Here is a 26,370-nt window from a genome sequence, read left to right on the forward strand (position 1 = left end):
CATTTAAAAAGTTATGTTTACTCCCATATTGAAAACCCTTTGTTGAGGATAATAATTCGGTCCTCCATCCTGTTTTTCCGGATCATACCCCGGCATATGATCTATAGAGAACAAATTGCTTCCGCCAACATATATCCGCAAACGGTCCACTCCCACTCTCGACAATAAATCTTTTGATATGGAATATCCTAATTCTACATTCTTCAATCGAACATAGTTACCATTAATCAACCAGAATGTGGATGATTTATTATTTGACGGATGGTCAGGGCCCCAGGCCTTAGGATAGCGTGCATCACGATTATCCGGAGTCCAATGGTCTTCATACAAATATTTAGGCAAATTGGAAGCACCATTAATAAACATTTGAGTGGCAAAACCACTTAACATCACATTCCTGTTGGCAGCTCCCTGGAACAAAGCACTAAAATCAAAACCTTTCCATGAAGCCGAAAGATTCAAGCCAAACATTATTTCAGGAGTGTTGCTATAAGGAGAAACGACTTTCTTATCACGTTCGTCCATAATTCCGTCATTATTTAAATCTGCATATTTCACATCACCGGCCGTTGGCTGTGTTCCTTTAAACCGCGGCCATGCGGCTGCTTCTTCATCACTCTGAAATAATCCGAGTGCAACAAAACAAGCCCGATATCCCATTGTTTTTCCTACCGGAATATTCCAAGGTTCCGCCCCTGCAGCATAATCTTTTTCTATAACCTTATTTCTTGACCAACTCACATTTCCACCCACATGATACCGGAAGTCTCCTATTTTATTATCGTGCTTTACTTGCAGTTCAAACCCTTTCACTTTCACAATACCATAATTTTCAGAAGGCAAAGTTGCACCAAAAGTTTGAGGCATTGAAGCATTTCTTGAACCTAAGATATCGTATGTGCGTTTATAGAACACATCCGCTTCCACAGCAAGTAATCCTTTATAAATAGATGCGTCCACCCCAAAATTGAATGTCGCAGTTTTTTCCCAAGTTAAATCAACATTCGGAATGCCACCGCTTACAATTGATTTTATCGGTGCTTGATTAAAAATATAGGCATTACCAAACGAATAATTAGTCAACCATTGCCAGCCTCCTACAGCATCATTACCCAAGATACCATACGAACCTCTGACTTTCAAATTATCCAAATTAGAAAACTTCTTCATGAAAGCTTCTTCCGATAGCCGCCATCCCAAAGATACTGAAGGAAAAAATCCCCATCTACGATCCGGGTGAAATTTTAATGACCCGTCATAACGGAACGAAAATTCAGCCAAATATTTGCCTTTGTAATCATAATTAAAACGCCCTATGAGACCTTTGCGAGCATCCTGAGCAGGAGTTCCCCAATTTGACTGTTCTTCATCATCTCCACCTGCAAACAGCTGATCAATAGAAGTGAATGGAAAATTAGTTCTTGAAGCCCCTAATGTAGATCCCAATGATTCAAATTGTTCGTACACCAACAATCCGGACATAGAATGTCCTTTTATCTTTTTATTATATGTTAATGTCAAAGTAGATGTCATATTATTTCCAATGTACATTTCTTCCGAAAGAGAGGTTTTACCAAAAATGCGTTCATTGGCAACACTACCATCATCTCCCAACAAATAGAGAGAATAAGGAGTTAAAAATGACTTCGAATGGTTCGCACCTCGCACGTAGCTAAACAAAGCATTAAACTTCAATCCGTCTACATAAGGAATTTTTATATCAAAACCCAGTTTAGCCCGATAATTATTCTTTTTATTTCTTTTATACCCGCTATCGTCACGTTCTGCTACTGGATGTCTACTACCCATATCATAGTAACTACCATCCGCGTTATAAATCTTTTCTAATGGAGACCGTCTAACCACATACTCAAATAGTGAAGCAGAAGCGACTTGCGGTTGTTCTAAAGTACTCTCCATCCCTTCCAAATCTAAACGGACATTGATATAATTGTTAATTTTTGCATCAATATTAGCTCTCAGATTATAGCGTTTATAATCAATTCCATCATACATCCCTTCATCGTGCAAATATCCCAAAGACATAAAATACTTAATTCGGTCACTTCCACCGTTCACACTCATGTTATATTTCTGATTCAATGAATGCTTTTTGAAAGTTTCCCCAAACCAATCAGAACTCTCTGTTCGTGCTTTTTGAATTTGTTCATCATTGTAAAACAAATGCGCGTCTGAAGAGTTATTTATATCATATCCCATATTAGTTTGCGCCTCATTCCAAAGAGTTGCATACTCATAAGCGTTGAGTAGTTCCGGATAAGCAGTAGGTGTAGAGATACCTAAATTTGTAGAGAAAGAGAATTTAGGTCTGCCATTCTCACCACGTTTCGTCGTTACCAATATTACACCATTAGCTGCGCGAGAACCATATACCGCCGCAGACGCATCCTTCAATACCGAAATATTCTCTATTTCATCAATGTTAATCGCATCAAAAGCTTCTTTATTCACTTGAATCCCGTCAACAACATATAATACGGGCGCATCGTTCCAAGATGACTTCCCACGAATCAGCACTGATGCTCCTTGTCCCGGAAATCCATTTGCAGCCATTGAAATCACACCGGGTAATCTACCTGCCAATAAAGTGGAAGTATTACTTGCATGAGTTTCTGCTATATCTTTAGAAGAAATAGTCGCAACAGAACCGGTCAAATTTACCTTTTTCTGCGTACCATAACCCACCACTACTACTTCGTCGAGCAGTTTTGTATCTTCTTCCAAGACTACTTTTAGTGTTTTTCCTTCTTTTACCTTAACTAATTGAGGTTGATAACCGATATAGGATACGTTAATCATTGCTTTATCTGACGATACGGATAAAGTAAAATTTCCTTCGATATCAGTTACAGTACCAACAGAACCGTCTTCTTCTTTAATAGTAGCTCCTATGACAGGCTCATCATTTCTATCAACGACTTTACCAGAAACTTTCATTTTTTTATCTTGTTCAGGTACCAAAATATCTGTTGACAGAATTATTTTCTTATCCAATACTGAAAACTTTACACCCGTGCCGGCAAAAACTTCTTTCAAAACTTGAAAGATATTACTGTTATTGACAGATACGGATACACGGCGGCTCAAATCAACATGCTTGTTGTTAAAAAAGAAGTCAAAATCCGATTGAGATTCTATTTCCTCCAAGATTTCCCCTACTGTTTGGTTACGCACATCAATACTTATCATTGCTTGCTGCGCATACACTTCAGTAGCCCATGTGATACTGACAGAACAAATGAGGCAAATAATAAATAGTTTCATAGATAGTGGAATTTGTTTTAAGGTAATCCAAAACGAGTTTATCATCCGTAATAATTGGATGCTACAATAATTTTGCATAATTTTGTAATGACTTAAAGTTAATAAAAAGTTTATCTAAGCTTGTCGCCAAACAAGCGGTAGAAAGATTTACTTATTTTCATACGGGAGATACGCCAATATCTTCCCGTATGTTTTTCTTTTAAGGAGCTCTGTTTTTCATATTATTTATTTTTTAAGGTTTGTAAATCAATAAATCTCTATTCTACTTTTCTCATCTTTTATATCAGCAGAATCTATGTATCGCCAACGAATTCGGGATGAGATTTTAAAATATTCCAATATTCTTTCTAAACGCTGATGTGTAAATGTTCCGGTAAACGAATATTTTTTCAAACGTTCATTCTTTATTATAAATTCTACGTTATATCGTTTCTCCAACATTCGCAAGCTTTCTTCCAAAGGAGTGTCCTTGAAAATGATTTTCCCCTCTTTCCAAGCAATCTCAGATTCACAGGAAGTAGTATAAAGTTGCACCTTACTGTCTTTAAAATCATAGACCAATTTTTGTCCTGGCTTCATCAGCACTTTTTTCGAAACATTGTCACGCTTGAAGATAAAGCCGATCTTTCCTTCAACTAATGTCGCCGACACTCTGTCTTCCTTTTCATAAGCTTCTACATTGAAATGAGTTCCCAGTACTTCTATTTGTGATTGATGGGAAGTGGAGACTATAAATTTCTTTTCCGGATTCTTAGCCACTTCAAAATAAGCTTCTCCCTGTAAAGTCACATTTCTTGTATCATTATCGAAACGTGAAGGATAACTTAGTGTTGACTCCGAATTCAGGTAAACAAGCGTACCATCGGGCAGGGTCAATGAGGTCATCATCCCAGGATTTGTTTTCACTTCCATGATTTGTGCCAATTCCTGTTCGTTTCCTCCCCAATATTGGAGCATCAATGTAACGAGAAGTGGAATGAACAAAATTGCTGCCGCACGTTGTGCCCATTGCCACCACATCGTTCCCTTGTGTCTGTTACCCGACATTCTACTTTTCACCTTCAACAATGCTTTCTCCGTATCGACTTTCTTCATAACATTAACTGTATCCGTGGCAAGAAAAAGAGCATGTATCTGTTTTGCCATCCGTCGATTTTCGTCCGATTCACTCATCCACATCTCAACTTGCAGACGTTCTTCTTCCGTTGCCACCCCTTCACAATAACGGGGAAGCAGTTCTTCTATCGTATTTCTATCTGTTTTATCCATATCTGTTTTTATTGCCTTTTACTATAAGACAAGGGAGAATAGGAAGACTCCTAAACTAAAAACCATTTTTTTTAGAAAAATCTTTGTTTCTATCTAAAAAAGCTATATTTGCAGTTAAATTATGGAGCTAATACATGAAAGGAACTTATCAATCAGACAATGATTTTCTATTATCAGCCGTTCAACGCGGAGATCAAAAAGCGTTCGATACACTGTTTCGGAGATATTATCCGATGCTGTGCGCGTATGGTCACCGGTTTGTCGAGTTGGAAGATGCAGAAGAGATTGTAGAGGATTCTCTTTTATGGATTTGGGAAAATCGGGAAACACTGGTTATCGAGTCCTCTCTTAATTCTTATCTTTTTAAGATGGTGTATCGCAGGGCTTTGAACAAGCTTGCACATATCGATGCCACCCAACGGGCGGATACCCGCTTTTATGAAGAAATGCAGGAAATGCTGCAAGATACGGACTATTATCAGATTGAAGAACTTGCGAAACGGATTGAAGATGCTGTCGCGGCACTGCCCGAAAGTTATCGGGAAGCTTTTGTGATGCACCGATTCCGGGATATGAGTTACAAGGAGATTGCAGAAACACTGGGGGTATCTCCCAAAACAATAGATTACCGTATTCAACAAGCGTTAAAGCAACTGCGCGTGGATTTGAAAGATTACCTCCCGTTACTACTACCTCTCTTATTTCCCTAGAGAGACGAAACATATAAGTAACCACCAATATTATTCCATTTGGCTATTACCTGTCAGCTAAAGTATTAATAGACAACTTACGTTGTATTAAAGATAAACTTACGTTCCTCTAAGGCAAAAGTTCCCTTTGACCTGAAACAAACTATAAACAAAAGTTCCAATTATATAAATGCAACCTTCATTTTTATAAATGCAAGTTTCATTTATAAAAACAAAGCTTCCGTTTATAGATTTCTCTTAGACAAAAACAACTTTGGCAGTAAGGAAAAGGAAGTTTGCAATAAGGAGACAGTAACTTATCTATTAACTAACTTCATCTCTTTCTATAAGGAAGTGTAAACCAGAAAGTAGATCCTTTACCTTCTTCTGAATCTACTCCTATTTTTCCCCCGAGACGCTCAACAATCGTACGACAGATGGAAAGTCCTAAGCCGGTACCTTGAATGAATGGGTTATATTTTACGAATCGTTCGAAAACATGTTCACACTGTTCGTTTGACATACCACAGCCGGTATCTGATACATAAAAATAAATAGTATCGGTATCTGTCATACGATACCCCATACAGATAGTGCCTGTTTGAGTAAATTTGATAGCGTTATTGACAAAGTTGGCAAGCAATTGTATCAGTCGATTCTTATCAATATAAAAAAGACAACCCGGCAAGCGTTCGGTAAATGCAAGGGTAACATCACTGTTTTTCAAACGTAACCGCATACTTTGTTCGATTTCCTCCATTGTCTGATTAACATCGATCGAGGAAGGATAGAAATCAAATGTTCCGGCTTCAATCTTCGACAAATCCAGAATATCATTAATTAATTGGAGCAACAAATCGGTATTTGTTTCGATGATATCTGCGTACTCGCGCATTTCGACAGGATCTTCTGTATGGGGAAGCATATTTGAAAAGCCCACGATTGCGTTCAAAGGAGTACGTATTTCATGGCTCATGTTCGCCAGAAAGGCAGATTTCAATTGATTAGCCTGCTCCGCTTTCTCCACCGCTTCACTCAAACGGCTATACGTTTTCCGAAGAATACGAATATAATAGACAATAGCAGCTATCAAAAGTAATAGAAAAACAGAACTAGCAATAATCTTAACATAGTGTTGCTGAAAAAAAGTTTGAGGTTTATCAATATATACTGCATCGTCGGGATAACGACTTGACGGAATATTATAAGACTTTAATACAGGATAACAAAGATAGGAATTTCCTTCCCCTCCCACTCCACCGGGAATATTGCGGGCTTGTTCTCCATTCAATATGCGATTCAGGATTTCCAGCAAAGAATCGCAAAAAGACTCCGTCGATACATAATACCCTCCTGCGAAAGTATTGTTCGATAAATTTTCGGGAGATAGCAAAAACAGAGGTGAGGGAGTAAAATTGGTTATAATTTCCTGTATGTGGTCGAAAAGGTAATTGTTATCATTTTCATTATGAGACTCAAACCAGGAATAGTAAATAATCCCTGTATTAGGTTTATAACTATGCAGGGTATCCAGCAACATTTCTGTCGATAATTGAGTGGTAGAAAGCAAATCCAGACGTAAATCCGGAAAATTCTCTTCGACGGCTTCCTTTACATCTCTACGGGTTTCTTCACTAATATATCTGTCGTCTGAAATAAATGCCAGACGTTGCATATCCGGTATTAGTTTATAAATCAGTTCCACTGTTTCCTTCACATAATAATGCTGCTTTAAAAGTGTCAGATTATAGCCTCTTCTCCATTCTTCACCGGGGACACTATTGGTTTCTGTTAGTGGAGCATGAGACAGCAAAACGTCGAGAGAAGCAGGCAGGCGGTCGCGGGCATTTGTCACTATTACCGGAACATCTTTCCATACGTCATCAAACAGTTCACGGCAGACAATCCATCCCGGATCTCCAATCAGGACGATGGCAGCGGGAGCTACCGGGTATTTCTCACGCAAATGGGTGACTACGGCATCTGCTTCCATCTTATCCACCAAAGCTGGTACGGAAAGAGATTCCGCTTTGGCAGATATCCCCTGCTTCTGAAGAGCATCGTGTATGCACCAATAGAAATTTTTAGCCCAAGGCAGATTAAAATTAATGGAGTTTAAAACCAGTACTTCTTTATTTGTTATTTCAGTTCGGGCTGACACAGATAATAAGAATCCTTCTATAAAAAGGAATAAGCCTAAGAATGAGATGGTTCGGAGTACTTGTTTCATTTGTGATGTTCTATAATAGCTACGGCAAAGGTAGTATTTATTTCTATTTCGCAAAAAAAAGGCATCTCAAAATTAATTGAGATGCCTTATATTATATAAAACCAGGTATCAAAGAGTTATTTCTTCAACAAGATAGTAAGGCTTTCTTTCAAAGAACGAATGATACTTTCCGCATCCGCCTGTTTCTTGCGTTCAAGTTCTATGACGGCTGCCGGAGCATTGTTCACGAATTTCTCGTTGCTCAATTTCTTCACGATGCCTTGCAGGAAGCTTTCCTTATGTTTAAGTTCGGCCAACAGACGAGTGATTTCCGCATCTATATCAATCATGTCAATCAATGGTACGGCAAATTCTGTCGTTCCAACCATGAAAGAAGCAGCACCTTCTGCTTTTTTGAATACTACATTAATAGCAGAAAGGTTACACATCTTGATAATCACCGGATTCATTTTTTCTACCGGATGACTACCCACAACCTGCAATTCGAGTTGTTCCTTCAAAGCAATATTCTTCTGCAAACGAATACTGCGAACATTGCTGATAATTTCCTTAGCCAATTCAAATTCTTGCAGGAATTGCTCGTTTACCTCAAGAGGCTCCTTCATGAGAGTAACCATCAAACTTGCACCCGGTTCGCGCTCACGCAGTTGTTGCCACAGTTCTTCTGTGATAAACGGCATGAAAGGATGAAGCAACTCAAGCAGACGTTCGAAAGAACTAAGCACCATACTATAAATAAAGCCATTAATGGGCTGTCCATAAGCAGGTTTCACAATTTCCAGCAACCAGGAAGAGAACTCATCCCAGAACAGTTTGTAAACCAACATCAATGCTTCGCTCAAACGATATTTAGAGAACAAATCGGCAACTTCAACCGCAGCTGCATCCAGTCTCTGGTCGAACCATTGAACAGCCAGATGAGCATCGGGTGGAACCGGAATGGAACCTTTGCCATTAGTCCATCCTTTAATCAGACGGAAAGCATTCCATATCTTGTTGCAGAAGTTACGTCCCTGTTCGCAAAGGGTGTCGTCGAAAAGAATGTCGTTTCCGGCGGGAGCTGAAAGCATCATACCCATACGCACACCGTCGGCACCATACTTTTCGATCAGTTCCAATGGATCGGGAGAGTTACCGAGCGATTTAGACATCTTACGTCCCTGTTTATCACGAACGATTCCTGTGAAGTATACGTTCTTAAACGGCATCTGTCCCTCGTATTCGTAGCCTGCCATAATCATACGGGCTACCCAGAAGAAGATAATGTCCGGTCCTGTCACAAGGTCGCTTGTCGGATAGTAGTATTTGATTTCTTCGTTGCCCGGGTTGTTGATTCCGTCGAACAAAGAGATAGGCCACAACCAAGAAGAGAACCAAGTGTCCAGGCAATCTTCATCCTGACGAAGGTCTTCCATTGTCAGGGCGGCATTACCCGTCTTTTCTTTTGCTTTTGCCAGAGCTTCCTCGGGAGTAGCGGCTACTACATAACCACCTTCCGGCAGGAAGTATGCAGGAATACGATGTCCCCACCACAACTGACGGCTGATACACCAGTCTTTGATGTTTTCCATCCAGTGACGGTAGGTATTCTTGTATTTTGCAGGGTAGAATTTCAAATCGTCGTTCATTACCGGAGGCAATGCCATATCTGCGAAATGTTGCATCTTGAGGAACCATTGCATAGACAATTTCGGTTCGATCACAACGTTGGTACGTTCCGAATATCCTACCTTATTAGTATAGGCTTCTATTTTTTCCAGCAATCCGGCAGCTTCGAGGTCTTTCTCTATTTGCTTACGAACATCGAAACGGTCCATACCGATATACATACCGGCAGCTTCGCTCAATGTACCGTTGTCATTGAAAATATCGATACTAGGCAAGTTGTATTTTTCACCCAGCATATAGTCGTTTACATCATGGGCCGGGGTTACTTTCAGACAACCCGTACCGAATTCGATGTCTACATAATCATCCTCAATCACAGGAATGACACGGTTTACCAGCGGAACGATCACTTTCTTTCCTTTCAGCCATTCGTTCTTCGGGTCGTTCGGATTGATACACATAGCCGTATCACCCATAATTGTTTCAGGACGGGTTGTTGCAACAACCGCGTAGCGACCTTCCGGATCACCTTCTACTTTATAGCGAAGGTAATACAGTTTTCCGTGTTCTTCCTTGTAGATTACTTCCTCGTCAGAAAGGGCAGTCAAGGCTTTCGGGTCCCAGTTTACCATGCGGACGCCCCGGTAGATCAATCCTTTATCGAACAGATCGACAAATACCTTGATTACACTTTCGCTACGTTTCTCATCCATAGTGAAAGCAGTACGATCCCAGTCGCAGGATGCGCCGAGTTTACGGAGTTGTTTCAGGATAATACCACCGTGCTCGTCTGTCCATTCCCAGGCATGTTTCAAGAATTCGTCACGAGATAGATCGGTTTTCTTGATACCTTGAGAAGCGAGTTTGTTTACAACTTTAGCTTCGGTAGCAATAGAAGCGTGGTCAGTTCCCGGCACCCAGCAAGCATTCTTGCCTTCCATACGGGCACGACGAACTAAAATATCCTGGATGGTATTATTAAGCATGTGTCCCATGTGTAACACACCGGTGACGTTCGGGGGCGGGATGACGATGGTGTAAGGTTCACGGCCATCGGGTTTTGAACTGAATAATTTGTGGTCCAGCCAATACTGGTACCACTTTCCCTCCACGTCAGCGGGATTGTACTTACTTGCTAATTCCATATTGTTTTATGTATATGATAATGTATATTCTAAAAATAACGGGTGCAAAATTAATAATTTAAATTCAAATCTTACCACCCTCGGGGTGTTTCTGTGCACGGAAAGAGAATTTATATCCCTCATAAAGAGCGAATCCGTAGAACAGGGCAGTCATCGACATTACATTTTTCAACAGAATAGAGAATATCTCTCCATAGTCTACACCTGCCAGGACTTGAAAATAGCCCATTTCATAATCTTGGGAGATATACCCGATAATAGACAAGAAATCACCTAAGATGCAACTAACCAGAGATAATGCCGCACCGGTAATTCCGAAAATGGGACGTATTCCCTTGCCCTGCCGCATCGCAAAACCTACCATGAATCCGATAGCAATGGGCATAAATCCTATCTGACGACCTGTAGAAACGGAGATCAGCCCCCATGCCACCGCACCAACGATGCATGCGACAACTGCACACAATATTCCTTTGGGCAGATTCTCTTCGGCAAGCATTTCCTCTTCTGTCATGAATACCGGAAAATCTTCCGGCTTGGGAGGCGCTAATCTTTCCAGTTCCTTATCTTGCTCAAAACTGTCACATTCTTCTTCAAAAGCGGGAAGTTCTCCGGTACGTTTACAAACGAGTCCTTTTCCGTTCACAAAATCACGTGACACGCAATTCCTGCAATACTTTTCTATTTCTTCTGATGTAGCCATCTTATCCGGTTTATGTTGAATAACTTTCTCTGATTACGCAGGTACACAAAGTCACTGTTAACAGATTTTTTGCAAATATAGAGGTATTTTTTCGCGCGACGTTTATTAAATGCATATTTTTGTTGACTGATTTTATACAAATGATGAAAAATAAGCCAAATGTAAGATATGTAGCCTTAGGAGCATTATTAATCCTGGTGTGGCTAACGCAATGGATTCCTGCTCTGGCAACGATCTATTCTCAAACAATCTATCCCCTTATCTCCTACGTCCTGTCGTTTTTTTCCGGTTTATTTCCTTTTGCCATAGGGGATTTATTTATTTTCCTTAGCATCACAGGCGTGATTGTTTATCCCTTTTATGCCCGTCTCCGCAAGAAGTTGCCTTGGAAGAAAATCTTATTGCGCGACGGGGAATACTTATTATGGATTTATGTATGGTTCTATCTGGCATGGGGACTGAACTACTCGCAGAAAAATTTCTATCAACGAACAGAAATCCCGTATACCGCCTATACTCCCGAGATTTTCCAAGAATTCGTAGATGATTATATTACTCAACTGAACCGTTCGTATACTCCTGTCAATAGTATCAATCAAGATTTGATACGAGAGGAAACTGTGCGAATCTATCATCAGTTAAGTGATAGCCTGGGCGTAAATCGCCCTCCACACGAGCATCCGAGGGTAAAAACAATGTTATTCACTCCCTTCATTTCGATGGTAGGGGTAACGGGTAGCATGGGGCCTTTCTTCTGCGAGTTTACACTCAACGGAGATTTGCTTCCCGTTAATTATCCGGCCACTTATGCTCACGAACTAGCCCATTTATTAGGTATCACCAGCGAAGCGGAAGCTAATTTCTATGCTTATCAGATTTGCACCCGTTCAGAAGCGATGGGAATCCGTTTTTCCGGATATTTTTCTATATTGGGACATGTATTGGGAAATGCGCAAAGATTACTCCCGGAAGAAAAATACACCCGACTGTTTAAACGCATCCGACCGGAAATTATCGAATTGGCTAAGAATAACCAGGCGTATTGGGCTGCCAAGTATAGCCCTGTAGTTGGTGCTGTGCAGGATTGGATATACGATCTTTATCTGAAAGGGAATAAGATAGAAAGCGGACGGCAGAACTACTCGGAAGTAGTGGGACTGCTGATTTCCTATCAGGAGTGGAAAAAGAAATAAGTATAGATTGTGCCTTGTTTTGGCACATAGTTTCACGATATTTGCAGCACTAATATAAAACGGATAAACTGATTTCTTTATGGCAAAAGATCTCTTTAATAGATATCTCTGGTTAGTAGACACAATCTATCGGGCTGGAACAATAACACTGGATGAAATTAATCGTAAATGGCTGCAGTGTGAAATGAGTAATGGAGAGGAAATCCCCAATCGGACTTTTCATAATCACCGGAAAGCTATTGAGGAACTATTCGACATTAACATAGAATGCGATAGACATAACGGATGTAATTATTACATAGAAAACACTGAAGAACTTAAAAAGGAAGGACTCAGAAAATGGCTCTTGAATACATTTGCAGTCAATACAACCCTCAATAAAAGCCACAAATTAAAGGATAAAATTCTACTAGAAGACTATCCCTCAGGAGAACAATATCTGATACCAGCCATTGAAGCTATTCATAATTGTATAACGTTGGAAATAACATATCAAAGTTATTGGCAGGACAAATCATATACATTTCAAATTGAACCTTATTGTATAAAAGCCTTCAAACAGCGTTGGTATATCGCAGCACGAAGTCCGTATTACAACAAAGTGTTGATCTACTCCCTCGAGCGAATACTCGAAATGGAACAAACAGATTTATCATTTGAGTGTCCTCAAACGTTCAATCCTAAAGTCTACTTCGACAACAGTTTCGGAGTTATTGTCGATGAAGAATATGATGTAGAAAAAATCAGAATAAAAGTCTACGGAAACCAATGTAAGTATTTCCGTTCCCTCCCGTTACACCATTCTCAAAAAGAAAGTGAAACACATAGTAACTATTCCATTTTCGATTATTCATTACGTCCTACCTATGATTTCTGTCAAGCTATACTATCGCATGGAAATCTTGTAGAAGTTCTAGAACCTCAATGGTTCAGAATTCAAATCGGAACAATGATTCAAAAAATGAATCAACTATATCAATGAATATTATCATAAATGTAATGAAGTGAGTATTCATTAGTAAATAATAAAGCAGTCCGGTCATCTTTTCTGATAAAATTCTTTTAATTCTAAAAAATGTTTCTTAGTTTTGTGATGTATAATCATTAAAAAGAAGTAGTAAGAAACAGAGAACTAAAATTTTCAGACATATTGATTGAACGTTAAGACGTATTATTTCGATTAGGTAAATCTGGTAAATTTATTCAATGATCCGAAATAATAAGTTGAAGTGACGTTCACACCCGAATAGGGCGTGGACTGCTTTTACTTATTTGGATCATAAGGTTTACCAGAACCTACCTAATCAAATAAGCTAAAAGTTAGTTTTACGCTCTTTTTTTTGTACCCATACATTCATTTTAAATTATATAAAACATGGAAAAAGTATCATTACTAATGAAAGATTCTTCCGAAGGAGATTCTCAAAAAGAAACCATGATAGACTTTATTCTTTCATGGACATTACGTAGATCTATACAGCAATACAGTGAAGAGAAACCTATCCTTTATCAATATTGTAGAAAGATTCTCGGCAAACTGATTGGCATCGAAATGACAGACGACGTGCAAGTCACTTCTGTTGAAACTTGGAAACAATGGAAATATATTGACCTATGGGCAAACATACGGATTACATGCAATGGAAAAGAAGAATTTCATGCTGTTTTGATTGAGAACAAAGCGTATACACCAACTCACCATAATCAATTAGCAAGATACAAGGCCATTTTCGACCAAGTATGTGAAGAGTATATGCCTAATACTAAAAGGCATTATATACTAATCACCGCCTTGGATGAAATGCCGGCTATGCTGGCAAACGAATGTAAAGAGAACGGATATATTCCATTCTGCTTGGGAGATTTAAATGATTATGAACAGCAAGATTCGGAAAGCGATTTGTTTAACGAGTTTTGGTTAAGATATTGGTAACTATGGGAAAATTTCTATTAATATGCCTATTCCTCTGTACAGGAATATGTAAGACAAGTGCACAAATAGTAGACTTATCAAAATTCGTTAAGGCAAAGAAAAGCAAGACAGAAGTATTCTCTCAAAAATTACAAAATACGAGAGATTCACTTCTAAGAATCTGCAAAATATATAAATTAGAAGATTTCAAATATAAATTTCCAACTATTTACTTAGGTGAATCAATGGAAAGTTTAAAAGCTAAATCAAAAGAATTCGAAAAAATCAAAGTAGAAATAGAAAATGCTATTAGCAAGAAAGAGTTAGAACAAAAAAGAGTAGACTCCATCCAAAAGGTCAATGATGCCGAAAGAATAGTACAAGAAAGAATAGCTGATTCTTTATATTTAATTCGGGCCGCCCAAACATGGGAATGGTTACATGATAAGAAAGGAAAATGGGAAACAATAGACCGTTCATATCCTAAAGAAGAGCATTACCAAGTAAATTCACTATTTCCCCAATATCAAGTAATAGACCAAAATGCCTATCTGAATGGAAAATTAGTAGGAGTATGCCATCCGGCTAAAAACAATAAAAACAATAGCGAAAAAGAACGTTGTTTTCGCATAGACGTGATGACTTTTTTATGCCAACAAGATTTTCTGAATAACAAATATGAGATACAAAAAGAATCACCTAAAACCCAAGAATACATAAAACAGAAATTAGGACTTAAAAAACAGCTGGAGCCGACTGACAGTCCTGTATATAAAGAAATGATAGCCAATGCAAGCAAACTCCGTATAGCACAAGAAAGGCTACGCAAAGGAGAAATTGATTTGAACACCTACAATAGAATTAAAACAAAATTGGGTGCCAAATTCACCGGAACGGTATATCAAGAAATGGCGGATAGCAACAGTCCGGAAATAAATGCAGGGAAAAGATATCTGGAACAATTACGTACTGATAACAAATCATTAATTGGGGAATATACCATTCAAAGAATAGATGGAACCAACTTCACCTATCAATTCCGTAATAATGAAGGAAAAAAAACGTTTAGCGTGAAAGTTTCATTCTTTGTCAATGAGAAAAAAAATGTTTTATATACAATTTCTTCACTTCAAAAGAAATAAGATACTATGGAAAAAGAAACAAAAAAATGCCCTTTTTGCGGAGAAGAGATTTTGGCTGTAGCCAAAAAATGCAAATACTGTGGTGAATGGTTAGAAGAAAAGCAAACGGTAACTAAGAAAATGGTTGCCTGCCCTGTTTGCACCGAACAAAGAGAAGAAGATGCCACAAGCTGCGAGAACAAAGAGACCCCACAGCCCTCTTTCTTATCCCACTATTTCATCCGTGTCATATGCAAGCAATATGCCGACTTTAACGGAATGGCCACAAGAAAGCAATATTGGCTTTACATCCTATTCTACAACATCATAGCTATTGCCGCATCATGCATAGATATATTATCGGGAATCGACTTCCAACTATTTGGAGAAAGCCTCGGCTATGGTTGGCTATTCACAATCGTCTCACTGACTCTCACCATTCCTTCACTCGCCATCGGTATACGTCGCTTGCACGACATTGGAAAAAGCGGATGGTGGTTTCTGATTGTCCTCCTCCCCTTAGTCGGTATCTTTTGGCTACTCTTCCTGCTGTGCAAGAAAGGAAATGCAGCTAACGCCTCCACTCCTTTAACCATTACCGACAAAATTGTGCTCAATGCGTCGATAGTAGTTGTAGCCATTCTGGTTGTACTCACCTATTTCAAATCTGCCAACCATCTCCAAATGCCTCAACTTCAACACAGCGATTGGACTCTTGACGGAGACACCGCAGGAGTGGATACATTGGGCAATATAGGTTATTCAAAAAACAGGCAAAGCATCAATAGCGGAAACAATGCGGAAATAAAAAAACGCATTATACACGATTTCTCTTGCTATTATGCCATTTATACCTTCTGCTACAACATGAAACAAGCCATAACTAAAGGATACAAAGGAGAAGGTTTGCTAACCCTCACCGAAGAACTTGTAGAAAATGACGATTTACTTGTCATCTCCAATACCGAATTTAAATGGTTATTGCAACAATTCGATTTCTCAAACTTCTCTCGACTATTACAGGCATACGCAAGTGGCAACAGGAGCTTCAGGAGTGATTTCACCGAGAGTGACTTGGGGCATACAGCAATAGAATGTCTTAAAAAACGCAAAGTTGTTTTCAACAGCCAATGGTTTGAGATATTCGACAACTATCTGCCCCATGACGAAGTACAAATAGAAGAGTTTCATAATTTGGGAAATAAAGAGTATCAGGTTGTATTCGATGGTTTTCACAACATATCTCCCAATTTCGTATATAACGTCAGCTATGCCAACGGACTTACCATTACAACGAATTAAATTTTACCATCATGAAACATAACAACTTACTTACATCATTCACTCTATTATCTCTTTTGTGTATCTTCTGCACCTCATGCAACGATATGGAAATGGCAAAAAAAGCGTGCGGCACATGGGAAAGCATCCGCATAGTCGAAGAAGACGGATGCAAAGAGAAAACCTATTATGATTTCGGTTCTGTGAAAGGGAGTATTCCTGGAGGAGACTTAAAAGAAACAACCTACTTCACCGAATGTGGAGAAGTTGAAGACGGACAAGAATATAATATGCAATGCAAAAGTATCATTGAAGGTACATGGAAGATAGAAGTCGGTGACATCTATTTCACTTACGACCTGTCGACTCTGAAAGTCACTTTTGAGGGGATTAGTTTCCCGGGCGCAGATAGATTATCCGAATCTCTTGCACAAAGTTTTATTAAAAACTATGGGCAATCACTCATTCAAGAATCAATAGAAGAATTGAAAGAACATCTCTATAATTGGTATTCAGAAAACGAAAACAACGAAGACTGTTACCAGAATGTGAATATTAAAGGAGACAATATGTCGTTCGATGCAACAGATGGAGTTATTAAACTGATAAGAATAAAATAAAACTTGAAAACATGATAAACAATACCAAACAATGCCCTTTCTGTGGCGAAGAGATACAAGCAACTGCAAAGAAATGCAGGCACTGCGGAGAATGGTTGGAAGACTCAGTTTCCAATACAAAAAATCAAGCCACTACAGAAGTGTCCTTTCAAAGGGATTCAAATAATCATAAAACAGAAGTGAATCATTTAAAAACTCCCATTTCTGACTTTGTCCTAATCCTATTTTGGACAGGAGTCATTGCGACATTCATTTCAATGTCACATCAAAGTGGAGTATGCCACCTTACCAATCCACACAAATGGCTACAAATCATGCAGTGGGCAACCTATATTCCAGAATGGGTGGCTGACTTATTGTCTGGCTTGGTCGATATAATATTCGCTTACGCCTTATATATAGGGATGAAACAACAAACCAAACCCATGAGCGGCTTATTAATTACCAATATTATAATCACTGTAGTAGTATCTTTTTTGATTTTATGTATGGATTTAATCTCTATTGCAGACGAAGATTACATTGGAATACTTATCTCTCTTTTTGTTATATTAGGTATGCTTATTACATCAACCATAATTGGAGTCCAATTTATCCGACACTTCAACGGACTATTAAATAAATTAGGATGGGGAATGTTGGCATCTCTAATCATAGTTATATCTGCCGCCGCTCTAATATCAGAAGATGAATTTAGTATGACTAATACAATTATTTCTTTTATTGAGTTTTGGATAATCAGCTATATTCTATATATACAAGCGGAATTATTAACGGATTGAGCCAACTAAATCCCTCAAGAAGACATTTTCATTTGATTAGCCTTACCAATTGCACAACAAAAGTGCAGAAAATTATAGTTTTCTGCACTTTTGTTGTGCAATTGACGTATATTTGCATATAAATATATACCAACCATGGACAGATTATACGAAAACTTCAATAAACTCCTTAAAGCTACAAGTACCGATTTCATCCGATACAAGTATACTGAAATAAACTGGGATAGCCATATGCTCGGACTTGTTGGGCCACGCGGGGTAGGTAAAACCACCATGTTCCTTCAACATATCAAGCAGAACATGAATCCGAAAGACACATTGTATGTTTCAGCAGACAATATGTACTTTGCCGATAATTCCCTGATTGACCTAACAGACAAATTCAGCAAACGAGGTGGCAAGCACCTATTTATTGATGAAATACACAAATACCCTAACTGGTCTCGTGAATTGAAGCAGATATTCGATTCTTATCCTGATATGCAAGTTCTTTTCACCGGTTCCTCTATTTTGGATATTTATAAAGGAACGGCAGATTTAAGCAGACGTGCCCCCATCTATGAAATGCAAGGGCTGTCTTTCAGAGAATATTTAAGTATGTTCCATCAAATTCATGTACCAGTCTACACATTAGAAGAGATACTGGAACATAAAGTTGAAATTCCGGGAATAGCACATCCACTTCCGCTATTCGCTGAATATATACAACACGGCTATTACCCGTTTAGCAAAGATATCACTTTTGAAATCGAGTTGAACCAAGTAATCAACCAGACTATGGAAAATGACATACCTCAATATGCTAATATGAATGTCTCCACAGGACGTAAATTGAAACAACTGTTGATGATTATTGCCAAAAGCGTTCCATTTAAGCCTGTCATGCAAAAACTTGCTGACATCATTGGAGTTAGTCGTAATTATTTAAGCGATTACTTACTTTATATCGAGAAAGCGGGGATGATAGCTCAAGTTCGCGATGACACAGGCGGGGTCAGAGGTCTGGGCAAAGTAGAAAAAATATATCTTGATAATACTAATCTCATTTATGCATTAGGAAGAGAGAATTCCAATATCGGTAATATCCGCGAAACATTTTTTTATAACCAAATGCGAGTTAAACAGGATATTATATCTTCCAAAATCTCAGATTTCCAAATAGGAGAAAGAACATTTGAAATAGGCGGAAAAAACAAAGGACAACAACAAATAACCGGAGCCAAAGAAGGATACATTGTAAAAGATGATATAGAAACCGGATACGGGAATATTATTCCACTTTGGAATTTCGGAATGAATTATTAATAATAGCCTTATAACAATTTTAATACAAAATATATTTATGTCACATACCAGACAAGAACAGATGGAAGCCTTCGGACGCTTCCTGGACATTCTCGACGAACTGCGTGTTAAATGTCCCTGGGACCGCAAACAGACCAATGAAAGTCTGCGTCCCAACACCATAGAAGAGACTTACGAACTTTGCGACGCCCTGATGAGGGATGACAAGAAAGAAATCTGCAAGGAATTGGGTGACGTATTATTGCACGTTGCTTTCTATGCCAAGATAGGCTCGGAAACAGGAGATTTTGACATCAAAGATGTTTGCGACAAACTGTGTGATAAACTGATTTTCCGTCACCCGCATGTATTCGGAGAGGTAAAAGCAGAGACAGCAGGACAAGTTTCCGAAAATTGGGAACAGTTGAAGCTAAAGGAGAAAGACGGCAATAAGAGTGTATTGAGCGGTGTACCCGCTGCCCTCCCCTCGCTCATCAAGGCTTATCGTATTCAAGACAAAGCCCGCAATGTAGGTTTCGACTGGGAAGAGCGTGAACAGGTATGGGATAAAGTGAAGGAAGAAATCGGAGAATTTCAGGATGAAGTGGCTAATATGAATAAGGACAAGGCGGAAGCTGAATTCGGTGACGTCATGTTTAGCCTTATCAATGCAGCGCGTCTCTACAAGATCAATCCTGATAACGCTTTGGAACTTACCAACCAAAAGTTTATCCGTCGCTTCAATTATTTGGAGGAACATACTATCAAGGAAGGAAAAAGCCTGAAGGATATGTCTCTTGAAGAGATGGATGCTATTTGGAATGAAGCAAAGAAAAAAGGACTGTAAGACCTATGAGTAACATTGATTTACATGCCATCATTGAAAGATGATTGGGAGTTCATAATACATGCCAAACAGGATATTCCACTATTGATTGCAGAAATAGAATACTTAAAATCAATGCTATCTAAATAAAAAAATAGAGGCTCTATTCCGTGCGAGTAGAGCCTCTATTTTACTCAAACAGAACGTCTATTCATACGAGTCAGACGCTCTATTTTTCTTTATTTCTTCTTCGAATCGTTTCCTTTATCCTTGCCACGATTCATTCCTTTTATCATCTCCCGGTGGAAGCGCATTTCCGCACGCTGCACGAGAAATATCTTCTTACTGGAAAGAATCTTTTTGAACTTACCCAGATAAGTCTTATCAAGCTGATCGGCAGCAATACGATTGTTGGCTATCTTATCGTTGATTTCTGCATATTGAGCTTCCGTTGTCTTATCATCTTTACCTTTGCGCATCAAATCCCACGATTCATCATTCAGCTTCTTCTTCTTATCCTGGAGTTCAAAATAGACGGGAAAGAACTTGGCTGCCTCCTTTTTACTCAATCCTGCCTGTTCGGTAATGAATTCCTTTTGTTTTGCCCTGAACTCCTCCCGGGATAAATGCTGATCACATCCGTCAGCAGCCCAAAGAACAGGCATAAAGCCACACAACAAAACAACCCATGCGATTAGTTTTCTCATTTTCTGTATTCAATCAGTTTTAATAAATCATTCTACACTTGCGTCACTCAAATAAACATATAACGAATAATCATCCAGCATAGCACGGTCCAGTGCCACATCCAGCATTTCGTCCGATACGACTTCAGTATCCACCTCCGTCACCGCCACTTCATCGACCGCAGCAGGCTTGTGATCTGTCGACGCTACCCGGATAATCAGGGCCGCACCTACAAACATAGCAGCGAGATAGAGCAATGGTTTCAGTCTTGTCCATGTGCTGACAGATTCTTCCTTGAAAACAACTTTTTCTTTTTCAGGAAGTTTATTCATTACCTCCGAAGTCAGGTTTTCAAAGTAACCATCAGGCACTTTGAAGGAATTTTCCTTACCAAGCTTCTTCAATAGGATATCTTCTTCTTTCATACGTTTTTCTCCTCTCTTTTACTTAGACAACGTCCAATTTAAAAGGTTTAATCTATTTCTTCTAAAAACTTCTCTATTTTCTTCACCGCATGATGATATGACGCTTTGAGCGCACCAACCGATGTGCCGAAGATTTCCGACATCTCTTCGTATTTCATTTCCTGATAATATTTCAGGTTGAACACCATACGCTGTTTTTCCGGCAAAGTCAATAGAGCTTTTTGCAGACACAACTGTATTTCGTCGCCCGAAAAGTAGGAGTCACTTTCCAGCTTCTGCACAATCGCAGCTTCAGGATCGTCAATATCCACGGTAGTCATAGCGCGCTGCTTGTTCAGAAAGGTAAGACATTCGTTCAGCGCGATGCGATAGAGCCAGGTAGACAGTTTCGCCTCGGCACGGAAATAATCAATATTCGTCCATGCCTTGATGAAAGTGTTTTGCAGGAGATCGTTCGCATCCTCATGCGACAGTACCATCCGGCGGATTTGCCAATATAATTGCTCGCTATACTGCGCCACAATCATTTCAAATCCTTTCCGCTGTGTACTCTCCTCCTGAAGGAGTTTCAGAACTTCGCGTTCGTTATAAGGAATCATAATCTCTTGTATCTGTATGTTTATTTATGGTTTCAAATTCAGGTTGTTCATTGCCTCTAGTAAAGACGAATCATATTTATAAGTGTCCTCACAATACCTCAAATTATTATCGGCAGACAGATAAACCGTCTGATAATCTATAAATAAAGGTATATATTTCTCTAAACTATAATGTTTCAGTTCGCGGTAGGCCGCACTGACAGGCAGCTTCTTCCCCTCTTCACTTACCGGCTTGATATCCATTGCAATACGGATACGGTCTTCCAATAATTCATCCGGTTCTTTCAACAGGAAGAAAGCGAAGTCGAGTGCTTTCTGAAGGCGGACGCAACCGTGGCTCACCGCACGATTGTTTCGCGTGAAAGCCCACCGGGAAGGAGTATCGTGCAGATATACAGAATGAGGATTAGGAAAGCGGAAGATGATGCGTCCCAATGAATTCCCCGTTTTATTGTCCTGCTTCACCGTATAAGGTACACCTTTTCCTGCATATTTAGCCCAATTAACCTGATGAGGGTTTACTTGTAAGCCGTTCTTATCGTATACCTTCATGCGATTACGGGTGAAATAGGTCGTATCTCTGCGATAAGTAGGGATGATTTCTTTCCGGATAATACTTTGAGGTACATTCCAATACGGATTCAGTTCCATATAATAAATCCTGCTCGACAACAGAGGAGTTTTATTTTTCACACTCCCCACACAGATACGCATCTCCAGGATAGAGTCCGTTTCTTCGTTGATTGCCTGCAACATGAATGCCGCCACATTGGCTATCACATATTTCTGTCCTTTGTCCAATGCATATTGCCAACGTGCCCGCTCCATATTTACCAACAGACGATTCCGGTAATAATCCGTAGTATCCGTTTTCCCCCAAGCATTTACACGAACCAGTTCTTCCTGCATCTTGCGATAAAGCGGAGAAGAAGGCTGTGCTCCGTGAAAAGCAGCAATTGGATTTGCACGCAAGGAATCGAGGGCGGCATTTGCAAAAGTAACATCACAATGTTTTAAGGGAATACGATTGATCGAATCATTCCATCTGCGTTCCGAAGGCAAGAAACCAAACTTCAACTGGCACACATACGAAAGATATGCGGCTGTCAACTGATATTCCACATCTGCCAACAGACGGTTCATTGTCTTTCCTTCCTGCAACTTCAAAGAACGTATTTGTTGCAATCTCTCACGGATGCTATCGACCGAATAAAGATTCGGGTTAATGCCATGCCGTGAGATGTCTCCCAACCAGAACAACATAGAGTCCGCCACCTGTGCGGCAGGTTTATCGGACACAAGCGAGTCATTCAACCAGAAGAATTCATCTTTTTCCCGATAATGGGCCAACAAAGCCGAATCCCAGGGAGTTATAGGGTTTTCGTTCAAATAGGAACGAATCATCAGACGAATACTGTCGGCATCTATTTGATAAGCAGGGTTGAACAGTTCTTGCAGGGAAGCCAGAGAGTCCGGTATCGGAGATTGGGGTTTCTCTTTCTTACAGGCTGCCAAACAAACGACGAACAGGATTACCGCTCCCCAAAGCAGGCGTCTATTTCTCATACACAGTTCCTCCATCAACGTCAATACACATATTCTCTTTCGCTAAAATGGTTTGCGGGAAAATGGCAGACGCTTCATTAAGCAAAATAGATTCATCCTCGTAACGGGCTGAAAAGTGTCCGATCACCAATTGTTTCACATTGGCGTCCAAAGCTAGTTGTGCGGCTTGCGCAGCCGTAGTATGATAAGTTTCCTTGGCACGTGCCTGCTCTGTCTGCGCAAAGGTAGCCTCATGGAAAAGCAAATCTACATTGCTGATTTGTTCGGCAAGCGACGGGCGATAGATTGTATCGGAGCAATAAGCATATTTACGAGCCGGAGCCGAAGGACGGGTCAGACGCAAATTGGGTATTACTTCTCCTTCGGGAGTTACAAAGTCTGCTCCGTTCTTGATACGGTTCAGTTCATAGACGGGGACTTTATAAAAGTCCACCATGTCTCTGATAATATGGTTCGGACGCTGTTTCTCTTCAAAAAGGAAACCGCAGCAGGGAATTCGATGTTTTAAAGGGATAGTAGTTACAGTCACCGAACGGTCGTCGTAGACAAGCATCGGCTCTTTCGTTTCGAATTCATGGAAGAACACCTTATAAGTCAAAGTCTTACAAAAGAAAGCAAGCATCGGTGCAAACAGTTCTTCCAGTCCTCGTGGAGAATGAATATGCAAATCGGCTGTTCTTCCCAATAATCCGAATGTAGAAATCAGCCCCAACAATCCGAAACAATGGTCACCATGTAAATGAGAGATGAAGATATGATTCAATCGGGAAAATTTCAGTCGCGAACGGCGTAACTGCATTTGTGCTCCCTCGCCACAATCAATCATAAATAGTTTTTCACGCAGGTTTACGACTTGAGAGGTCGCAAAATGTCGCGTAGTAGGCAAAGCGGAACCGCATCCCAATATATGTAACTCAAATTTTTCCATGGTATGCAAAGATAAAGCATTTCAGATTCAATCTTGCAAAGGAAGAAACTTTTTTTTCTATTCACCACAGAGGACACGGAGGACGCAGAGGGTAAGAAGGGTAAGGAGCATATGGAGAGGATGCGGAGGAGAAGAAGAGGGTAGATTTATATAAATAAAATATATCGCCATCGTTAGTTTGTTAAATCAATCCTTCACATCCTCTGTATTCTCCATATCCTTCCTGTCCTCCATATCCTCTCCATATCCTCCTTACCCTTCTTACCCTCTGTGTCCTCTACGTCCTCTGTGGTGAATAGAAAAAGGCGCCCCCAACCGGGAGCGCCTTCATCAGAAAATATTCTGTTCAGATTATTTCTTTCCTTCCAACTGTTCTTTCAATGCAGCCAGAGCGTCGATGTCGCCCAGAGTAGTTGAAGCAGCTTGGTTTTGGATCATCGGAGAATCTTCTCTCTTACCAGAAGATGCTTTCTTTGCGCCAGAAGCAGCTTTCTTTTCTGCTCTTTCTTCAGCTTTAGCTACATCTTCGAAGATACGGCTGTGAGACAAGATGATTCTCTTAGCGTCTTTGTTGAACTCGATCACTTTGAATTCAAGTTTCTCATCCAACTGTGCTTGTGAACCGTCTTCTTTTACAAGGTGTTTCGGAGTTGCGAAACCTTCTACACCGTAAGGAAGAGCTACAACAGCACCCTTATCCAACATTTCGATGATAGTACCTTCGTGTACAGAACCTACAGTGAACACAGTTTCGAATACATCCCAAGGATTTTCTTCGAGTTGTTTGTGGCCAAGGCTCAAACGACGGTTGTCTTTATCGATTTCCAATACCTGAACTTCGATGTCAGCACCAATCTGTGTAAATTCTGACGGATGTTTCACTTTCTTAGTCCAAGAAAGGTCAGAGATATGGATCAAGCCGTCTACACCTTCTTCGATTTCTACGAATACACCGAAGTTAGTGAAGTTACGTACTTTTGCAGTATGCTTAGAACCTACAGGATACTTTTCTTCGATTGTTTCCCATGGATCTTGTTTCAGTTGTTTGATACCCAAAGACATCTTACGTTCTTCACGGTCAAGTGTAAGAACAACAGCTTCTACTTCGTCGCCTACCTTCATGAAATCTTGTGCAGAACGCAGGTGTTGGCTCCAAGACATTTCTGAAACGTGGATCAAACCTTCTACGCCCGGAGCGATTTCGATGAATGCACCGTAGTCAGCCATAACGACCACTTTACCTTTCACCTTGTCACCAACCTTCAAGTCAGTATCAAGCGCATCCCATGGGTGCGGGGTCAGTTGTTTCAAGCCAAGAGCGATACGTTTCTTTTCGTCATCGAAGTCAAGGATAACAACGTTGAGCTTCTGATCCAGTTCAACCACTTCTTTCGGATCGCTAACACGTCCCCAAGAAAGGTCAGTGATGTGGATCAAACCGTCTACGCCACCAAGGTCGATGAATACACCGTAAGATGTGATATTTTTAACAGTTCCTTCAAGAACTTGTCCTTTTTCGAGTTTACCGATGATTTCTTTCTTCTGTTGTTCCAGTTCAGCTTCGATAAGAGCCTTGTGAGATACAACAACGTTTTTGAATTCCTGGTTGATTTTAACCACTTTGAATTCCATTGTTTTGCCAACGAATACATCATAGTCGCGGATCGGTTTAACGTCGATTTGAGAACCCGGCAAGAATGCTTCGATTCCGAATACGTCTACGATCATACCACCCTTCGTGCGGCACTTGATGTAACCCTTGATAATTTCTTCATTTTCCAGAGCAGCGTTAACGCGATCCCAAGAACGAGTAGCGCGGGCTTTTCTGTGTGACAGAACGAGCTGTCCTTTTTTGTCTTCCTGGTTTTCGATGTATACTTCTACAGTATCACCTACTTTCAGGTCCGGATTGTAACGGAATTCATTCAAAGGGATGATACCGTCTGATTTGTAACCGATGTTCACAACTACTTCACGCTTGTTCATTGCGATTACGGTTCCGTCAACAACCTCACGGTCGTTCACTTTGTTAAGCGTACCGTCGTAAGCTTTTTCAAGTTCATCGTGGCTAACGTTGGTTACTGTTTCGCCATTTTCATAAGCATCCCAGTTGAAATCTTCAATAGGAGCTACGTTCTTTAAGTTTTCCATTAATAATAAAATTGTTTAATACTTTAATTAAATAAGACATTATATTATCTATAAATCGGGCGCAAA

21 protein-coding genes are annotated in these 26,370 nt (G+C 39.9%); 10 read left to right on the forward strand and 11 right to left on the reverse strand.

The annotated features are described in order from the left end of the window. Positions 1–3: 3 nt before the first annotated feature. A complete protein-coding gene (locus BSAG_RS05425; RefSeq protein WP_004315860.1) occupies positions 4–3,285 on the reverse strand; it encodes a TonB-dependent receptor in 3,282 nt (1,093 codons plus the stop codon). 246 nt (positions 3,286–3,531) lie between these two features. Continuing rightward, on the reverse strand, positions 3,532–4,554 hold the full coding sequence (locus BSAG_RS05420; protein WP_008771155.1) for a FecR domain-containing protein: 1,023 nt from the start codon (positions 4,552–4,554) through the stop codon (positions 3,532–3,534). Between the two features lie 134 nt (positions 4,555–4,688). Between BSAG_RS05420 and BSAG_RS05415 the strand changes: the two genes are divergently transcribed. Beyond that, on the forward strand, positions 4,689–5,264 hold the full coding sequence (locus BSAG_RS05415; RefSeq protein WP_004315857.1) for an RNA polymerase sigma-70 factor: 576 nt from the start codon (positions 4,689–4,691) through the stop codon (positions 5,262–5,264). Positions 5,265–5,577: 313 nt separating this feature from the next. On the opposite strand, the gene BSAG_RS05410 is transcribed toward BSAG_RS05415, so the two are convergent. The 3 genes from BSAG_RS05410 to BSAG_RS05400 form a co-directional block, all read right to left on the reverse strand. After that, the gene (locus BSAG_RS05410; protein WP_004315856.1) at positions 5,578–7,473 is read right to left on the reverse strand and encodes an ATP-binding protein; all 1,896 of its coding nucleotides are present in this window, start codon (positions 7,471–7,473) and stop codon (positions 5,578–5,580) included. 116 nt (positions 7,474–7,589) lie between these two features. Next, on the reverse strand, positions 7,590–10,226 hold the full coding sequence (locus BSAG_RS05405; protein ID WP_004315855.1) for a valine--tRNA ligase: 2,637 nt from the start codon (positions 10,224–10,226) through the stop codon (positions 7,590–7,592). Between the two features lie 64 nt (positions 10,227–10,290). Then, complete coding sequence (locus tag BSAG_RS05400) at positions 10,291–10,929, reverse strand: hypothetical protein (RefSeq protein ID WP_004315854.1); 639 nt, start codon at positions 10,927–10,929, stop codon at positions 10,291–10,293. A gap of 140 nt (positions 10,930–11,069) precedes the next feature. Here BSAG_RS05400 and BSAG_RS05395 point away from each other — a divergent pair, with 140 nt between their 5' ends. The 9 genes from BSAG_RS05395 to mazG all read left to right on the forward strand — a co-directional run bounded on the left by BSAG_RS05395 (position 11,070) and on the right by mazG (position 19,969). Beyond that, entirely contained in the window at positions 11,070–12,122 is a 1,053-nt protein-coding gene (locus BSAG_RS05395; protein WP_015532482.1) for a DUF3810 domain-containing protein, read from the forward strand. A gap of 79 nt (positions 12,123–12,201) precedes the next feature. Then, the gene (locus tag BSAG_RS05390) at positions 12,202–13,104 is read left to right on the forward strand and encodes a helix-turn-helix transcriptional regulator (RefSeq protein ID WP_004315852.1); all 903 of its coding nucleotides are present in this window, start codon (positions 12,202–12,204) and stop codon (positions 13,102–13,104) included. Positions 13,105–13,497: 393 nt separating this feature from the next. Further along, positions 13,498–14,055, forward strand: coding sequence for a PD-(D/E)XK nuclease family protein (locus BSAG_RS05385; RefSeq protein ID WP_008645402.1), 558 nt, complete (start codon positions 13,498–13,500; stop codon positions 14,053–14,055). 2 nt (positions 14,056–14,057) lie between these two features. After that, complete coding sequence (locus BSAG_RS05380; RefSeq protein WP_004315851.1) at positions 14,058–15,176, forward strand: hypothetical protein; 1,119 nt, start codon at positions 14,058–14,060, stop codon at positions 15,174–15,176. Positions 15,177–15,182: 6 nt separating this feature from the next. Beyond that, on the forward strand, positions 15,183–16,457 hold the full coding sequence (locus tag BSAG_RS05375) for a DUF805 domain-containing protein (RefSeq protein ID WP_004315850.1): 1,275 nt from the start codon (positions 15,183–15,185) through the stop codon (positions 16,455–16,457). 11 nt (positions 16,458–16,468) lie between these two features. Beyond that, a complete protein-coding gene (locus BSAG_RS05370; RefSeq protein WP_008771153.1) occupies positions 16,469–17,056 on the forward strand; it encodes a hypothetical protein in 588 nt (195 codons plus the stop codon). A gap of 11 nt (positions 17,057–17,067) precedes the next feature. Further along, positions 17,068–17,838 carry a zinc ribbon domain-containing protein gene (locus BSAG_RS05365; protein WP_004315848.1) on the forward strand — a complete coding sequence of 257 codons (771 nt, stop codon included), beginning with the start codon at positions 17,068–17,070 and terminating at the stop codon, positions 17,836–17,838. Between the two features lie 135 nt (positions 17,839–17,973). Beyond that, positions 17,974–19,143, forward strand: coding sequence for an ATP-binding protein (locus tag BSAG_RS05360; RefSeq protein WP_008771152.1), 1,170 nt, complete (start codon positions 17,974–17,976; stop codon positions 19,141–19,143). 37 nt (positions 19,144–19,180) lie between these two features. After that, positions 19,181–19,969, forward strand: a complete 789-nt coding sequence (mazG, locus tag BSAG_RS05355; protein WP_004315846.1) for a nucleoside triphosphate pyrophosphohydrolase — start codon at positions 19,181–19,183, stop codon at positions 19,967–19,969. Positions 19,970–20,187: 218 nt separating this feature from the next. On the opposite strand, the gene BSAG_RS05350 is transcribed toward mazG, so the two are convergent. The 6 genes from BSAG_RS05350 to rpsA form a co-directional block, all read right to left on the reverse strand. Continuing rightward, complete coding sequence (locus BSAG_RS05350; RefSeq protein WP_004315845.1) at positions 20,188–20,655, reverse strand: hypothetical protein; 468 nt, start codon at positions 20,653–20,655, stop codon at positions 20,188–20,190. Between the two features lie 27 nt (positions 20,656–20,682). Further along, positions 20,683–21,060 carry a hypothetical protein gene (locus tag BSAG_RS05345; RefSeq protein WP_004315844.1) on the reverse strand — a complete coding sequence of 126 codons (378 nt, stop codon included), beginning with the start codon at positions 21,058–21,060 and terminating at the stop codon, positions 20,683–20,685. 47 nt (positions 21,061–21,107) lie between these two features. Then, on the reverse strand, positions 21,108–21,659 hold the full coding sequence (locus BSAG_RS05340) for an RNA polymerase sigma factor (protein ID WP_008016827.1): 552 nt from the start codon (positions 21,657–21,659) through the stop codon (positions 21,108–21,110). A gap of 24 nt (positions 21,660–21,683) precedes the next feature. Next, a complete protein-coding gene (locus tag BSAG_RS05335; RefSeq protein WP_008771151.1) occupies positions 21,684–23,225 on the reverse strand; it encodes a L,D-transpeptidase family protein in 1,542 nt (513 codons plus the stop codon). Next, positions 23,215–24,153, reverse strand: coding sequence for a ribonuclease Z (locus BSAG_RS05330; protein WP_008771150.1), 939 nt, complete (start codon positions 24,151–24,153; stop codon positions 23,215–23,217). The genes BSAG_RS05335 and BSAG_RS05330 overlap by 11 nt, the downstream gene beginning before the upstream one ends. A 351-nt stretch (positions 24,154–24,504) precedes the next feature. Continuing rightward, complete coding sequence (rpsA, locus tag BSAG_RS05325; RefSeq protein WP_004315839.1) at positions 24,505–26,304, reverse strand: 30S ribosomal protein S1; 1,800 nt, start codon at positions 26,302–26,304, stop codon at positions 24,505–24,507. Positions 26,305–26,370: the final 66 nt, after the last annotated feature.

The sequence above is a fragment of the Bacteroides sp. D1 genome, from assembly GCF_000157095.2.
Taxonomy (GTDB): domain Bacteria; phylum Bacteroidota; class Bacteroidia; order Bacteroidales; family Bacteroidaceae; genus Bacteroides; species Bacteroides xylanisolvens.